Annotated in this window: 16 protein-coding genes; 11 read left to right on the top strand and 5 right to left on the bottom strand. The window is 47.8% G+C overall.

Features of this window, described 5'->3' with window-relative positions; genetic code table 11:
* Positions 1-920: S66 peptidase family protein (locus KDK19_RS01180; protein WP_257291167.1), on the bottom strand; the 920-nt coding region annotated here is incomplete at its 3' end.
* A 106-nt stretch (positions 921-1026) separates the two neighbouring features.
* Between KDK19_RS01180 and KDK19_RS01175 the strand changes: the two genes are divergently transcribed.
* Positions 1027-1488 (top strand): MEKHLA domain-containing protein, encoded by a 462-nt coding sequence (locus tag KDK19_RS01175; RefSeq protein ID WP_257280303.1) that lies wholly within the window; start codon positions 1027-1029, stop codon positions 1486-1488.
* Between the two features lie 96 nt (positions 1489-1584).
* On the top strand, positions 1585-2448 hold the full coding sequence (ylqF, locus tag KDK19_RS01170) for a ribosome biogenesis GTPase YlqF (protein ID WP_257291166.1): 864 nt from the start codon (positions 1585-1587) through the stop codon (positions 2446-2448).
* 66 nt (positions 2449-2514) lie between these two features.
* Here ylqF and ispG read toward each other — a convergent pair whose 3' ends face one another.
* A complete protein-coding gene (gene ispG / locus KDK19_RS01165; protein ID WP_257291165.1) occupies positions 2515-3750 on the bottom strand; it encodes a flavodoxin-dependent (E)-4-hydroxy-3-methylbut-2-enyl-diphosphate synthase in 1236 nt (411 codons plus the stop codon).
* A gap of 235 nt (positions 3751-3985) precedes the next feature.
* Between ispG and KDK19_RS01160 the strand changes: the two genes are divergently transcribed.
* The 3 genes from KDK19_RS01160 (at position 3986) to KDK19_RS01150 (ending at position 5435) form a co-directional block, all read left to right on the top strand.
* On the top strand, positions 3986-4165 hold the full coding sequence (locus KDK19_RS01160; protein WP_257254143.1) for a type II toxin-antitoxin system RelB/DinJ family antitoxin: 180 nt from the start codon (positions 3986-3988) through the stop codon (positions 4163-4165).
* A 39-nt stretch (positions 4166-4204) separates the two neighbouring features.
* Positions 4205-4681, top strand: a complete 477-nt coding sequence (locus tag KDK19_RS01155) for a DUF29 domain-containing protein (RefSeq protein WP_257254144.1) — start codon at positions 4205-4207, stop codon at positions 4679-4681.
* Between the two features lie 268 nt (positions 4682-4949).
* Complete coding sequence (locus KDK19_RS01150) at positions 4950-5435, top strand: DUF29 domain-containing protein (RefSeq protein ID WP_257254145.1); 486 nt, start codon at positions 4950-4952, stop codon at positions 5433-5435.
* A 93-nt stretch (positions 5436-5528) separates the two neighbouring features.
* On the opposite strand, the gene KDK19_RS01145 is transcribed toward KDK19_RS01150, so the two are convergent.
* Positions 5529-6293, bottom strand: coding sequence for a hypothetical protein (locus KDK19_RS01145; RefSeq protein WP_257291164.1), 765 nt, complete (start codon positions 6291-6293; stop codon positions 5529-5531).
* A gap of 718 nt (positions 6294-7011) precedes the next feature.
* On the opposite strand from KDK19_RS01145, the gene KDK19_RS01140 reads away from it, so the two are divergent.
* From KDK19_RS01140 to KDK19_RS01125, 4 genes are all read left to right on the top strand, one after another.
* Positions 7012-7923 (top strand): proline iminopeptidase-family hydrolase, encoded by a 912-nt coding sequence (locus KDK19_RS01140; protein WP_257291163.1) that lies wholly within the window; start codon positions 7012-7014, stop codon positions 7921-7923.
* Positions 7924-8208: 285 nt separating this feature from the next.
* Positions 8209-9132: a trans-aconitate 2-methyltransferase gene (locus tag KDK19_RS01135; RefSeq protein WP_257291162.1), complete on the top strand. Its 924-nt coding sequence runs from the start codon at positions 8209-8211 to the stop codon at positions 9130-9132.
* A 13-nt stretch (positions 9133-9145) separates the two neighbouring features.
* Positions 9146-10495 carry an amino acid permease gene (locus KDK19_RS01130; RefSeq protein ID WP_257254149.1) on the top strand — a complete coding sequence of 450 codons (1350 nt, stop codon included), beginning with the start codon at positions 9146-9148 and terminating at the stop codon, positions 10493-10495.
* A 104-nt stretch (positions 10496-10599) separates the two neighbouring features.
* Positions 10600-10914 carry a Rieske (2Fe-2S) protein gene (locus tag KDK19_RS01125; protein ID WP_257254150.1) on the top strand — a complete coding sequence of 105 codons (315 nt, stop codon included), beginning with the start codon at positions 10600-10602 and terminating at the stop codon, positions 10912-10914.
* A 41-nt stretch (positions 10915-10955) separates the two neighbouring features.
* Here KDK19_RS01125 and hslR read toward each other — a convergent pair whose 3' ends face one another.
* Positions 10956-11378, bottom strand: a complete 423-nt coding sequence (gene hslR / locus KDK19_RS01120; protein ID WP_257291161.1) for a ribosome-associated heat shock protein Hsp15 — start codon at positions 11376-11378, stop codon at positions 10956-10958.
* Positions 11379-11432: 54 nt separating this feature from the next.
* Positions 11433-12086 carry a GMP/IMP nucleotidase gene (yrfG, locus tag KDK19_RS01115; RefSeq protein ID WP_257254152.1) on the bottom strand — a complete coding sequence of 218 codons (654 nt, stop codon included), beginning with the start codon at positions 12084-12086 and terminating at the stop codon, positions 11433-11435.
* A gap of 162 nt (positions 12087-12248) precedes the next feature.
* On the opposite strand from yrfG, the gene nudE reads away from it, so the two are divergent.
* Entirely contained in the window at positions 12249-12821 is a 573-nt protein-coding gene (nudE, locus tag KDK19_RS01110; protein WP_257254153.1) for an ADP compounds hydrolase NudE, read from the top strand.
* Complete coding sequence (gene cysQ / locus KDK19_RS01105; RefSeq protein ID WP_257291160.1) at positions 12814-13662, top strand: 3'(2'),5'-bisphosphate nucleotidase CysQ; 849 nt, start codon at positions 12814-12816, stop codon at positions 13660-13662. Before nudE ends, cysQ begins: the two co-directional genes overlap by 8 nt.
* Positions 13663-13710 lie beyond the last annotated feature (48 nt).

Below are 13710 nucleotides of genomic sequence, written 5' to 3'. Positions count from 1 at the left end.
CTTCCGGAACCACTTTCTTGATCGCCTTTCAGAGCATAACTTAATGCCTGCTGATAGGTCAGGGATTGACCATGTTGCTCATCAGACGGATTCCGGCCTATCAACAGCCCCTTCACAAGATTAAAAGTGCCTCTGTACTTCAGCCCCAACAACGCCCTGATCAGAGCAGTAGGCGAGAACTCTGCATTCTCCAGAAACAGTATGATGCCATCCTGAGAGTACCTTTTCTGGAAACACTTTAAATCCAGATAGTCTGACCCCAACAAATGACACAGGGTATCCAGACAACCTCCCAGCAAACGGCCGGAAAAGGCTACACCCTGCTGGCTTCCACCCAGAACTTTCCAGCGTGTGGACTCAGTCAGGTTGAATACCGCATCAGGGTTTTCATCATAAGATTCTCCGTTGATTTGATATTTCTCTGAGGGATACTGACTGAATGCTTCAGAGCTTCCAAGATAAGCCAGAGTATTTGCCGTTAAAGGCTCCTGCTGCAAACGATGGAGTTGCATTAGATTGGTACAATGTGCCGTTGCCCAGTCGCACTGACTGGTTATTACAGACGTCAACGTACTGATATCAGAGAAGCCCGCTAACCATTTGGGCTTTGCTTTTGCTATCGAGTCAAAGTCCAGCACTGAAAGCAGATCCATAGCAATCTCTCCACCCCAGGGTGGCATAATCGCATCAATAGAGTCGTCTAGCAGAAAAGCCGTTAGCTCTCTCGCTCTGCTCTCCAGTGACGCACTGACATAACACTGATTCGACCTGAGGCACTCTCCTTCAACCACAACAAAACCCTGACGGCGCAAATCATCGAGGCATCGATCAAGACGTGGGTGGCAGGATTTCGGGACACCCGAAGAAAATGCTGTGATTGCAATTCGACTGTCGGGTCTCAAAGGAGCAGGATACTTCATTAACTGATTTTATCCATTGGTTAGTTCTTTACGACTGAGCCACGGGAGCTTAGGCTATTTTCTCAATTTTACTTTTCGGTTACCCACTGCCGCAACAAGGCAAAATATGATCTCACCGCAGGACCCTTTTCTTCAGCAACAAGGCCTGCTGATGGCCAACAGTTACCACACACTGACGGGGCAGCTGCTTTGCGGACTGCCCCTGAATGACTCCGAACTGGGTAAAAAACTTTACGAACACCCGTCAGTGATTTTGTCGCATGGAACAGAAAGTGATCCGGTCTTCTGTTACGGCAACCTGAGTGCTCAGTCTCTCTTTGAAATGGACTGGAACACTCTGACTCAAATGCCCTCCAGACATTCTGCAGAACAGCTCAATAGGGAAGAACGGGACCGATTGCTCAAAATAGTCAGTGAAAGCGGCTACATCAAAAACTATTCAGGCATCCGGGTTTCCAGCACCGGAAGACGATTCCTCATTGAACAGGCAGTGGTCTGGAACCTCTACGATGAGGAAGACAAATACCGGGGTCAGGCTGCTAAATTCAATGACTGGACTTTTCTATGAGAGCGCCCTATAGAGGAACAACTGTTAAAAAGTCTGGGTTACTAGATTGCGCTGGAGCCTATAAAATACCGGCCTTCAGCAAACAGAGGTTTTGTTATGGCAATTAACTGGTTTCCCGGGCATATGCACAAGGCTCGAAAGGAGATCAAGAAAGTGGTTCCGGAAGTTGATCTGATCATCGAAGTTCTGGACGCTCGTCTTCCTTTCAGTAGCGGAAACCCTCTGGTGCCTTCCCTGCGAGGTAAAACGCCTTACATAAAGGTGTTGAATAAGAGTGATCTGGCTGATCCTGCTGTCACAGAACGGTGGACCAGGGAGATGGAAAAGGAAGAAGGGGTGAAGGCCATTGCCCTGACCCAGAGTCAGCCGGAAAAAGTACGTGGTGTTCTGAAGCTGGCCGAGAGCATGGTAGAGCGTAAGCTCGATATCAAAGGCATGAGAGCCATGATCCTGGGGATTCCCAATGTCGGCAAGTCCACCATGATCAACACGCTTGCCAATCGTATTATTGCCAAAACCGGAAATGTCCCCGCAGTCACGAAACAGCAGCAGCGAATAAAATTGCCCAATGGCATGATTCTTTTGGATACGCCCGGATTCCTCTGGCCCAAGCTGGAGCCGGAAGCCTGTGGTTATCGACTGGCCATTTCCGGAGCCATTAAAGATGCGGTTCTGGAATACGAAGATATTGCCCTGTTCGCCGCTGAATATTTTCTAAAAGCTTATCCAGAAGCACTCAGACAGCGTTTCCAGATCAATGAGCTGCCTTCGACCGATATCGAACTGATGGATGTCATTGCTGCCCGCAGAAATTGTATGCGAAGAGGTGGCATAGCTGATCTACACAAGGTCTCTGAGATTCTTCTGAATGAATTTCGCAGTGGTGGTCTGGGTCGGATCAGTCTGGAAACCCCGGAGATGATCGAACAGGAAAGGCCTGAGCCCAAAGAAGCAGAATAAATAATCGCTGACCGGACGAAATAAAAAAGCCCGTCGAACGGGCTTCTATTGAACTTGATTGATCTATTATTCGCTGGCGATCAGCGATTCTCTTGGTGAGTATGTTTTGTGGACATACTCCTCAATCATTCCCTTGTACTCTTCGGTAATATTGTCACCTTTGAGCGTAGTCACTTTTTGACCGTCGACAAATACAGGTGCCGAAGGCGCTTCACCGGTTCCGGGCAGACTGATACCGATGTTGGCGTGTTTACTCTCACCGGGGCCGTTAACAACACAGCCCATAACCGCTACTTTCATTTCTTCCACACCCACAAACTTGTGGCGCCAGGTCACCATTTTGGCACGCAGAAAGGCGTCAACTTCATCTGTCAGAACCCTGAAGAAAGTACTGGTAGTTCGACCGCAACCCGGGCAGGCGGTCACTTCAGGAGAAAAGCTGCGGACATCCAGCGCCTGCAGGATCTGTTGGGAAACAATCACCTCCCGATCACGGCTGCCATTGGGCTCTGGAGTCAGGGAGGTGCGAATGGTGTTGCCAATGCCCTGCTGAAGTAATACGCCCATGGCGATACTGGATGAAACAATTCCTTTGCTGCCCATTCCCGCTTCGGTCAGGCCCAGATGGAGCGCATATTCACAACGCTCTGAGAGCATCTCATAGACGCTGATCAGATCCTGTACCCTGGAGACTTTGCAGGAAATAACAATTTTGTTGGCACCCAGTCCTCTCGCCACGGCTGCATCGGCACTGGTCAGCGCCGACAGTACCAGAGCCTCGTGCAGAACTTCCTGAGAGGATTTGGGGTTTTCAGAACGAGCGTTTTCATCCATCAGTCGGGTGGAGAGTTCTTTATCCAGTCTCCCCCAGTTCACCCCGATACGAATCGGCTTGTCATATTTGATGGCCACATCAATCATGGTATTGAAGCGATCATCCTTCTTGTCGCCAAAGCCAACATTGCCGGGGTTAATACGGTACTTGTGCAGCAGGCGGGCTGTTTCGTCATACTTGGTCAGTAAGGTGTGACCGTTATAGTGAAAGTCACCGACAATCGGAACGTTATAGCCCTGCTGTGCCAGCTTCTCATAGATGGCCGGTATTGCTGCAGCCGCTTCTTCGGTGTTCACCGTCACCCGGACAATTTCAGAGCCAGCGTTTGCCAGAAGCTTGATCTGCTCAACCGTACGCTCTACATCAGCAGTATCCGTATCCGTCATAGACTGTACGACCACAGGGGCATCGCCACCGATGGTAATATGCCCCACCTGGACAGCGTGGGTTGTATGGCGTCGGCCCATTAACTTGATTCCTCCGAAATAGGTTATCGGGTTGCTTCGACAAAAAAACTGGCAAGTGCGCGCAGCGAAGCAAGAGTGTCCGCAGTGAATGTGTGTGCAGCTATAGAATCTAGACAGTTTAACACTTATCAGGAAAAACGTACTGAGAAGAACGCATTCATGGGTCACGGGTTTCATGTACCATGGACGATCTGATTGCTTCCAATCAGAAATATGTCATGGGAGAGATTGCATTATGGCTAAAGAAACCACCGTCAGAGCGCGTATCGACGAACGGTTAAAGGAAGAAGCAGAAGAAGTGCTCCGCAAACTAGGGCTGACGACCTCGCAGGCCATTAATATCTATTTCAGCCAGATTGCCCTGAGAAAGGGACTGCCCTTTGATGTGGTGATACCTGACGAGAAGAAGTTATAGGCTACACTTTCCAGGCTTGAGCTGGATAGGAGGCAATTCATGAAAGATCTCTACGAGAAAGATTATTATCGCTGGGTTGAGAAGCAAAAGGAGTATCTGACCAATCGTCAATTTGACCAACTTGATGTAGATAACCTGATTGGGGAAATCGATGATATGGGCAGTGAACTGGATACTCTGGAATCTCGTCTGACGACACTTCTGCTCCACTTGCTGAAATATGACTATCAGGTTCGAGTTTTGAATCCTATACTGCCCGAGCCTTATAACTGCAGAGATTGGAAAGGAACGATTAATAGAACAAGGCTTGCGATTGATAAGCTCATAAAGAGGCGCCCCCATCTAAATAGTGAGGTGAAAAGCCTTTTCGACGAAGCTTATGTTGATGGCAAGGTGTTGGCGATTAAAGCAATGAATGACTACGTACAGCCTCATCAGCAACTTGATGAACACAGCTTTCCTGGGATTTGCCCATGGACATTTGATCAGATCATGGAAGAAGACTGGTTGCCTTAAGCCGTTGATTCATTCGAGTCTACCAGAAAACTGAGTCAGCAGCAGGGATGACTTTGGTCGGGGCCGATGCACAATCCGTTATAAATTTTTTAAGCAAGAAGCGGAAGAAGAAGTGCTCCGCAAACTGGGACTGACGACCTTGCAGGCCATTAATATCTATTTCAGCCAAATTACCCTGAGAAAGGGGCTGCTCTTTGATGTAGTGATACCTGGCGAGAAGAAGTCATAGGCTACACTGTCCAAGCTTGAGCAGCGTAGGAGGCAATTCGTGAAAGATCTATACGAGAAAGATTATTATCGCTGGGTTGAGCAGCAAAAAGAGTATCTGACCAATCGCCAATTTGACCAACTTGACGTAGATAATTTGATTGGGGAAATCGACGATATGGGCAGTGAACTGGATACTCTCGAATCTCGTCTGACGACACTCCTGATCCACTTGTTGAAATATGATTATCAGAATCGAGTTTTGAATCCTCTACTGCCCGAGCCCTATAACTGCAGAGACTGGATGGCAACTATAGACCGGACAAGGATTGCCATTAGAAAGCTCTTGAAGAAACGACCTCATCTCAAGGGTATGTTGAACATAAGTATGGATGAAGCTTATCCAGACGGAAAACTGCTTGCGATCAAAGAATTGAATCGGTATGTGATGAAGCATCAGCAACTTGATGAGGATAGTTTTCCTGAGATTTGCCCATGGACATTCGATCAGGTCATGGAAGAAGACTGGCTGCCTTCAAGTAGCTAATTCATTGAATGCTGCCAGAAAACTATGTCAGCAACAGATTTGCCTGTCGACAGTGGTTTTTGGGTCGGCAAGAGGGCTTGATGTCAAAGAGGATCACTTGAGGATTTCCCAGACACCCACCTTAAGGGTCGTGGTCAGGCCATTTCTGTTTTCACCTTTTGGGGCAATATGCCAATCCCATTCATGCTCAGGATTACAAGGCCAGAGGGGCGGCGCAACAGTAGTGATAACCTCAGTGTCACCGTCTTTGCCCACATGGCGTTCATGATCAGAAATCAGGAGAGTGTTACAGTCCATCGCCTTTAAGGTCATGATGTGGGCTTGCTGAATAGCCGCCATCAGGCAAATTTCCGTGTCATCCTCTGGTGGGCTTTTGGCGAATGATAACGGAATCTGCGAAAGCATATTCACGCTGATTGCCAGGCTAAAACCCGTGAGCGGCAGCGGTGCAAAACCGGGTGGGGTTATCTTCCTGTCGCCGTAGTTGTTATAGAATTCTTCGAGAAGGCCAGTTACATCCCGCAGTTCAAATTTAATATTTGGATACTGTTTTAGTTTGGCTGCAAGCTGTGGTGGCTTCACAGCATCGAACAAGAGGGCGCCCGCCGGATGACTGTTGAGTGCTTGCAACGGAAGATCAAGACCCAGTCCCGAGCCCAGTATCAGAATGGGTTCAGCAGGATCTGCTTTCTTTATGGCGACAGTAATGGTCGCACGGGTTTGCTCCAAATGTGGTTGCCAGGCTTTTGTGTTACGTTGGTACTTCCCTGCAATCGCAGCAACTTCCTGCACAAGCCCTGCTCGTCTCGCGCCTTTTACTGCTTTTGAGAAGGCCCATGTGAACGCCTCGATAATCATTTGAATATTTTTCCTGATCTTCTGGTTTCAAGAATGCAGTCAGTGAATGTGTTGTTGGGTACGCAGTTACAGCAATGAATGACTGTTTAGCCCTCATCATCAACTGGATGTGCATGGCCCTCCCGAGATTCTCCCATCGACAGTTGATCAGATCACAGAAAAAGACTGGCTGCCATCAAGCAGTTCATTCATGGTGCGTTGTCATAAGCCCGATTCAGTAACAGAAATAACATGGGTCGTGACCGGTGGGCAATTCTTTATACACTTTTTATACACAGGCTTTTACTCAGAAGTTTTAAGAAAGTCATAATAAGTACTCCCTGCACGTAAAGGCTTTCAGCCGATTATTGACTTTGTATATAAAGGTTCCCGGTTACCATATTTATACTTATCCACAGTTGTTTTAGAAAGTTTTCCACAGATTGCCGATGAGCATCTCTCTTCAGGTTATCTTTACCTGTCAGGCACCTGGTCGCAAGAGCGATTGAGCCGCTTATCGTGCAGATAGGTAGGGTGTCTTTGGTTTGGACAGAGCAAGCCAGCAAGGAAAGCAGGACGAGTGCATGAGTTTTCATGATGGGTGATAAACCGCTTGAGGATAAATCAGTTAACCAAAGACTGGCTTGAAAACCGTAGTGGTTAAGAGAGTGCATTCCCGCTTTTTTCCATAGAAACTGCCTAAACTGAACCCGTTGCGAAATCTAAACAGCGTACTGGCATGATGACCAAACAAGAGAAGCATAACGCACCGGGTGTTCAGTGGGTGACACTGGATAACGGCTATCGGGTCTGGACTCAGCGGGTGGGTTCCGGGCCGCTAAAGTTACTGACACTGCATGGTGGGCCAGGATATTCCCATGAGTACCTGGAATGTCTGGAAGACTTTCTGGTTCCTCAGGGAGTGGAAGTTATCTTTTATGATCAACTGGGCTCGTGGTGCTCAGATCAGCCTGAAGGTGAGTCACTCTGGCAATTAGAACGATTTATTGATGAGATCGAACAGGTTCGGACGGCATTGGTTCTGGAGGATTTTTACCTATTTGGTCACGGTTATGGTGGCCTGTGGGCCATTGAATACGCACTTAAGTACCAGCGGCATTTGAAAGGACTGATACTCGGCAGCACCACCGGCAGCATTCATTCCTGCATGACCCAAATCAATCACCTTCGGGAGCAGTTGCCACCGGAAGTGGTTGATCGAATGAAGCAGTTTGAAGCAGCGAATGATCTGGACAATGAAGAGTACTCGTCTCTTTTGATGGAGCATCTCTATCGCAAATACATTTGCAGGTTGCCTAACTGGCCTGAAGCTCTGAGCAGGGCTTTTGATCACAGGAATCGGAATGTTTACAACACTATGCAGGGTCATAATGAGTTTGTTGTTACCGGCAATCTGCTGGGCTGGGATCGTTGGAATGAACTGGCTGAGATCCGTGTTGCAACACTGGTACTGGCTGGACGCTATGACACCATGGCGCCTTATGATCAGGAGCAGATGGCTTCCATTCTGCCCCACAGCAGGCTGGTGGTTTGTGATAATGGCAGTCACTGCTCCATGTGGGACGATCCGGAAAATTACCGGCAGGCGCTCGTGGATTTTTTGAAAGATGTAGAAAACGGCAGAATATAGCGATTGAACGAAACTCGTCGTAAATTTAATTATGGTGACCTGTTTGTCGATGGCACAACCCGGGATCAGCTTCTTTGCCCCGAGTCTGTTAATGCATTACCCTGACGTCTACCGGAAGAAAAAAAGGCACTGGTACTCTGGAAAATGCCCGGTAATTATTCCTGGTTCCCATGCTCTGCGTGGGGGTGCGTATCGGAATTAGAAAACTGATCTGGAAATAAAAGTGGATAAACTGTATCCGTCATCTATTCTTTTGTTCTCAGGTATTGTTTGCAGGTGTCAACTATGAGAATAACCGGAAACATCCCAACAAGGTTTGCTCTGATTTTCCTGCTTTTTTTGTCAATGTGTTCTTATGCCGAATCTGAAGCAGTAGAGAAACCGATGGTACCAGAAGGGGATTACTCACTTTCCAATAAGTGGGATATGGGCAGGCGTCGACTGGAAGCCTTGCAGCAGGTTCTTGATTCTCAGTCGCAGGCCAGTTTGAAACCTTACCTAAAGGCGGGCGGTCATTTCCTGGAGATAGGTCCTGGTCTTGGTTCAATGAGTCGATTTCTTGCGGAATCTGCAGGGGAGAACGGAAAAGTCATCGCACTGGATATTGATGATCACTTCCTTGCTGAAGTGGCAGCAATTGCCCCTCAGATTGAAGTTATTCACGAAGATATCACTGCTTACGATCCCGGCGTCGACAGGTTCGACCTGGTTTTTATCCGGCTCGTGGTCATGCATCTGACCAAGAACGACAATTATGCGCTCATCGCCAAACTGGCCCGATCATTGAAGCCGGGTGGTTATTTGGTCATTGAAGACTACGTTGATGGTGGAAATGTAAACAGGTTCCGCGAGTTTGGCAAAATTGATGCGAAGCTTCCTGATTATGTGGTGGATGCATATCACAGAATGTCAAAACATATTGACTTTGATCAGGGATATCTGCTTGCAGATATGATGTCAAAGGCTGGTCTGGTTAATGTAGATGCAGAGATATCCTATAAACGTGTTCAGGGTGGTGATAATGCTCATGGGCGTTTGATGTACCTTACTTTCAGCCAGCTCGAACCGTACTTAAAGGTAATACCGGAGCATGACACATTATTTCCTTTAATTCAGGCTGCCTGGATGAGCCCGGATGCCCATTGGTATGACCATGCAAGGCTTGTTTCCGTTGGTCAGAAAGCCCCTGAGATACCAGGACAACCGTGAGTTACGGTGACATGTGACTGACGGTCATCACAAAGTGGGTTTTACCAGTGCAGTGCTGCTGATTATCGGTAATGTCATTGGAGCTGGTACGTTTGCCGTATCAGGTCTGATGTTAAGTCGGGTGGGTCACCCTGTTCTGGTATTGTTTATCTGGTTAATTGCCGGCGTGGTTATGCTTTGCGGTGCGGTCTGTTATGGAGCCTTGGCAAGGCAGATGCCGGAATCCGGAGGTGAGTACCTTTTTATCTCCAGAATATTTCATCCAATGCTGGGTTGTCTGGCAGGATGGGTGTCGCTGCTGGTAGGGTTCTCCGCTCCAATCGCCGTGTGTGCTTTTGCACTTGGGGAGTATACACGGCACTGGTTCATTTTTTCAGGGTTGGCTGACTCCAGAGCAATTGGTACTGTCTTTGTTGTTCTTTTTGCTATCATGCATTGCTTTGGTAGATATCAGGGGCTCATGATTCAAAATCTGATAATATCGTTCAAGTTGGTGCTGATTGGTGCTTTCATTTATCTAATTTCCGACCAGATAGTCATGAAGCAACTAAACGTCAGCTCCTTGTCGTCCCCTGCCGATTGGAATATCGACGGTCTCTCAACATGTTTCATCTGGGCTTTCTTTGCCTATTCAGGCTGGAACTCTGTAATTTACGTTGCCAGCGAGATAAAAGCATCTCAACAAAACTTGATGAAAGTGACGATGACGGGGTCCTGTCTGGTTTTACTCATTTATCTGGTGTTAAATTATGCCATTCTCGGACAAGAGCATGTTTACGATATTCTGGGGCAAGTAGACTATCTGCTGTTGATTGCTGAACACTCTTCCAGCCCCTGGGCAGTGGTGATTGCTGCGATCATTGTTAACCTTGCTTTGCTCAGTTCACTTTCCGCGTTAATCATGATGGGTCCTCGTGTCTATGCCAAGATGGCTGATGATGGTTATCTGCCGGAATTTCTTCAAACTAAAAGTGGTAACTACCACAATGCCATAATATTTCAGGGAATAGTTGTCCTGTTGATTCTCTGGTATGGCTCTTTTGAGTTTATGCTTACCAGTATTGGCTATCTACTAGGCATTTGTTGTGTAATGACCGTAATTGGCCTGGTTAGGTTGAAACTGAAGGATGAGAATATTAACGTTCTGTTCTGGCCCTATGCCCCAGCGATTTTTATTGCCTCTGTCACTTTCTGTGTCATTTACCACGTATACATGCATCCTATACACAGTCTCACTGGATTGGTAATGGTTTTGCCTGGCTTTTTGTTCTGGTTTCTTGGAAAAAATACTAAAGCAAATGTGGTTAAAGAAAAAGTGACCAGCTCTGGCACACTGACAAACACACCACGGCGTAACCGCTGACCAGGAGCCTTACTGTGATATTTTCGGGATACTTAACAACCGATTAAAAGTTGGATTTAACGAATGTATTTTCAAAGCAGCTATCAAACTCAGGAACTGGAAACTTGTTGGAACTCTGTGCTGTTGATGATCTTGAAAACCCCGGAAGTAAAGGTTTTGAAACCGAAAAAGGCTCCATTTTCGCAGTCCGTCGAGATGAAGAAGTCTTTGTCTACGAAAACAGTTGCCCACACTTGGGTATTAACTTGGAGTGGCAGGAAGACCGCTTTCTGGACAGCGAACAACGTCTGATCCAGTGCTCTACTCATGGGGCTCTGTTTCTTATTGAGTCTGGAGAGTGTTTAGCTGGCCCATGCCTCGGTGACAGACTGACAGTGCTCCCTTCCAAAGTAGAGAAAGGTATTGTTTATCTGTTGTGACTGTTTTCCGGTCATTTTTCCCATGGAAAAATGAACGGGCATTAATCTGCCAGACTGGATTTTTGCCTGAGAATGTCCCTTCTCTGTTTTTTATCCGGACGACGATCCGGCCTCGGAGCTACAGCACCGCGCAAGGCCTTGCGTTGTTCCGCTGCCACCTCACGAGACTGTATGCTGGCTGCAGTCTCTTCGTAAAGTTGTTGTGCCAGCTCCGCTTTCTGGCGTTTGTCAGAGAGTTCCCGAACAATTACCACCCTTTCATCCCAGCCTGTACGCAGTTTCAGCTCGTCGCCTACTTTGGGCTCTTTGCCGGGTTTGCAGCGCTGGCCATTCAGATGTACCTTGCCACCTTCAATGGCTTCTTTGGCGATATTACGGGTTTTGTAAAAGCGGGCGGCCCAGAGCCACTTGTCCAGACGCACTTTGTCTTGCTGTTTATCGTGAGTACTACTTTGCTTGGCCATTTATTACTCTCAAAAGTCATTGAACTGTTTTTCAGGGCCAGTTTTCAAGGCTCATCAAATATGAATAAGCTCACGAAAATCTTCAACAGCCTGATATTGACCCGTATCCTTGGCGCCCTGTTTGCTGTCCGGATATCGAATAGCCAATAAATGGGCGATGCCGTAGGTTTTGGCAGAGTCCAGAACCGGAATACTGTCATCAATAAACAGAGCCCGCTCCTTATCCGTGCCAATGTCGGCTTCAAGATTGTGCCAGAATGCCTGGGTTTCCTTAGGGTAACCGTAATCATGGGAACTGATCAGTCTGTCAAAATAGTGTGCCATGGAGAGTCTTTCCAGTTTCAGTGACAAGCTGTCCCTATGAGCATTGGTGATCATGATCACTTTCTTGCCCCGATCGCGAATATTTTGCAGAAAATGGTCGGCATCGGGTCTGAACCTGATCAAATGAGCCATCTCGTTTTTTAGGGCGACGATATCGAGGTCCAGCTCTCTGGCCCAGTAATCGAGACAGTACCACTCCAACTTGCCGTACGTTTGAGCTACCCTTGGATGCAGCTCTTCTTTCGACTGCTCCAGAGTAATATTGTGTTTCTCGGCATACTTCTGAGGCACGTACTCCATCCAGAAGTAGTTATCGAAGTGGAGATCCAGCAGGGTACCATCCATATCGAGGAGAACGGTATCTATGGCATTCCAGTTAATCATAATGACCTCGACTTTATTCTGTTGCCATGATGACTCATCCGAACCCTGAACGACAATCTTTCTGAATTATTGGCGCAAGGCTGAGTCAATTAAATGTACATCGACGTATGTAAGCAACGAATTCGGTGCTTATAATAACTGCAGAACAAGGGGTAGGGAATCATGTCAGAAAAACCGGTTATCAAAGCGTGTCGTGAAATTGCACGCACTCGTCTGTTCAGAATAGAAGAGCTGGATCTCAGATTTTCCAACGGTGTTGAAAGAACCTATGAACGATTAGGTTCTTTTGGAACGGGGCATCAAGCAGTGATGGTAGTGCCGCTGCTGGATAATAATCGTTTTCTGATGATCCGCGAGTATGCCGGTGGTACCGAAGACTATCAGCTGACTCTGCCAAAGGGGCTGGTTGAGCCTGAAGAAAGTCTGGAAGAAGGGGGTAACCGTGAGTTAAAGGAAGAAGTGGGTTACGGTGCTCGTCATTGGAAGTACCTCAGTGCATTCACCCAGTCACCCAACTATATGAAAAGCAGAATACACTCAATGGTGGCCTGGGATCTTTATGAAGAAAGGCTGGAAGGCGATGAGCCAGAGCCTCTGGAAGTGGTCGAGTGGTCCTTTGACCGCTTACTGGAATTGAACGACAGGCCGGACTTTTCCGAAGCAAGGGCTCTGGCTACCCTGTTTTTGGTCAAAGAGAAAATTCAGGCCGGATGGCTGGAGACCCCCAATGTTTGACGAGAAGCTGATTGAGCCCCTGAAGCACATTGCCCGACAGGCTGGAGAGGCCATCCTGACCCTTTATCATCAGCAAGACCTGAGCATTCAGCACAAGTCTGACAAAACGCCCGTTACTGTGGCAGATCTTAAAGCCAACGAAGTCATTGAGCAGGGCCTGAAGGCTCTGGATGTCCAGTACCCTATTTTATCAGAAGAGTCAGAACATACCCCTTTTACTGAACGCTGCCAGTGGGAACGTTATTGGCTGGTGGACCCTCTGGATGGCACTCAGGAGTTTATCAATGGCAATGGCCAGTTCACCGTGAATATCGCGCTGATGGAAAAATCAGAAGATGGTCGAAGCTACCCGATATTGGGTGTGGTTCATGTTCCTGATGAGCATACAACCTATTGGGGGGGTAGCGGTCTGGGTGCTTTCAAACAAATTGAAGATCAGCCCGTTGACAGTATTACGCCAAGAATATTTCAGCCAGAAAGGGAAACGGTGGTACTGGGCAGTCGAAGCTATGGAACCGAAAGAGCGAGGGTATTTGTTGAAAAGCTCAGGGCGCTCTACCCTGATCTGGAGGTAAGGCCTGTCGGCAGTGCCCTCAAGAGTTGTCATGTTGCGGAAGGGCTGGCGGATATCTACCCAAGGCTGGGGCCCACATCTGAGTGGGATACCGGAGCGGCACAGGCCGTACTGGAAGGTGCCGGAGCTTTACTGCTGGATCCTCACGGCAAGCGGTTTTCCTACAACTTCAAGGAAAGTCTGCTGAATTCTGATTTCCTGGTAGTGGGTGACCGTACACAGAACTGGTCGCAGATCTGGAATCAGCGTGTGTTGATTAGCCTCTAGCAGCCTGTCGGACTTAAGGCTGTCCTACTGCGGTTGCAATAAATTGGT

It is taken from the genome of Endozoicomonas sp. ONNA1 (assembly GCF_024606325.1).
Classification (GTDB): domain Bacteria; phylum Pseudomonadota; class Gammaproteobacteria; order Pseudomonadales; family Endozoicomonadaceae; genus Endozoicomonas_A.
The sequence above is the reverse complement of the archived record's forward strand: the minus strand, read 5'-3'. Positions and strand labels throughout refer to the sequence as shown.

Excerpts from the sequence above, each read along its gene's own strand:
- cysQ (WP_257291160.1), top strand. The coding sequence starts at position 12,814 with ATGTTTGACGAGAAGCTGATTGAGCCCCTGAAGCACATTGCCCGACAG.
- KDK19_RS01155 (WP_257254144.1), top strand. The coding sequence starts at position 4,205 with ATGAAAGATCTCTACGAGAAAGATTATTATCGCTGGGTTGAGAAGCAA.
- KDK19_RS01135 (WP_257291162.1), top strand. The coding sequence starts at position 8,209 with ATGAGAATAACCGGAAACATCCCAACAAGGTTTGCTCTGATTTTCCTG.
- KDK19_RS01140 (WP_257291163.1), top strand. The coding sequence starts at position 7,012 with ATGATGACCAAACAAGAGAAGCATAACGCACCGGGTGTTCAGTGGGTG.
- hslR (WP_257291161.1), bottom strand. The coding sequence starts at position 11,378 with ATGGCCAAGCAAAGTAGTACTCACGATAAACAGCAAGACAAAGTGCGT.
- KDK19_RS01145 (WP_257291164.1), bottom strand. The coding sequence starts at position 6,293 with ATGATTATCGAGGCGTTCACATGGGCCTTCTCAAAAGCAGTAAAAGGC.
- KDK19_RS01175 (WP_257280303.1), top strand. The coding sequence starts at position 1,027 with ATGATCTCACCGCAGGACCCTTTTCTTCAGCAACAAGGCCTGCTGATG.
- yrfG (WP_257254152.1), bottom strand. The coding sequence starts at position 12,086 with ATGATTAACTGGAATGCCATAGATACCGTTCTCCTCGATATGGATGGT.
- ispG (WP_257291165.1), bottom strand. The coding sequence starts at position 3,750 with ATGGGCCGACGCCATACAACCCACGCTGTCCAGGTGGGGCATATTACC.
- nudE (WP_257254153.1), top strand. The coding sequence starts at position 12,249 with ATGTCAGAAAAACCGGTTATCAAAGCGTGTCGTGAAATTGCACGCACT.
- ylqF (WP_257291166.1), top strand. The coding sequence starts at position 1,585 with ATGGCAATTAACTGGTTTCCCGGGCATATGCACAAGGCTCGAAAGGAG.
- KDK19_RS01160 (WP_257254143.1), top strand. The coding sequence starts at position 3,986 with ATGGCTAAAGAAACCACCGTCAGAGCGCGTATCGACGAACGGTTAAAG.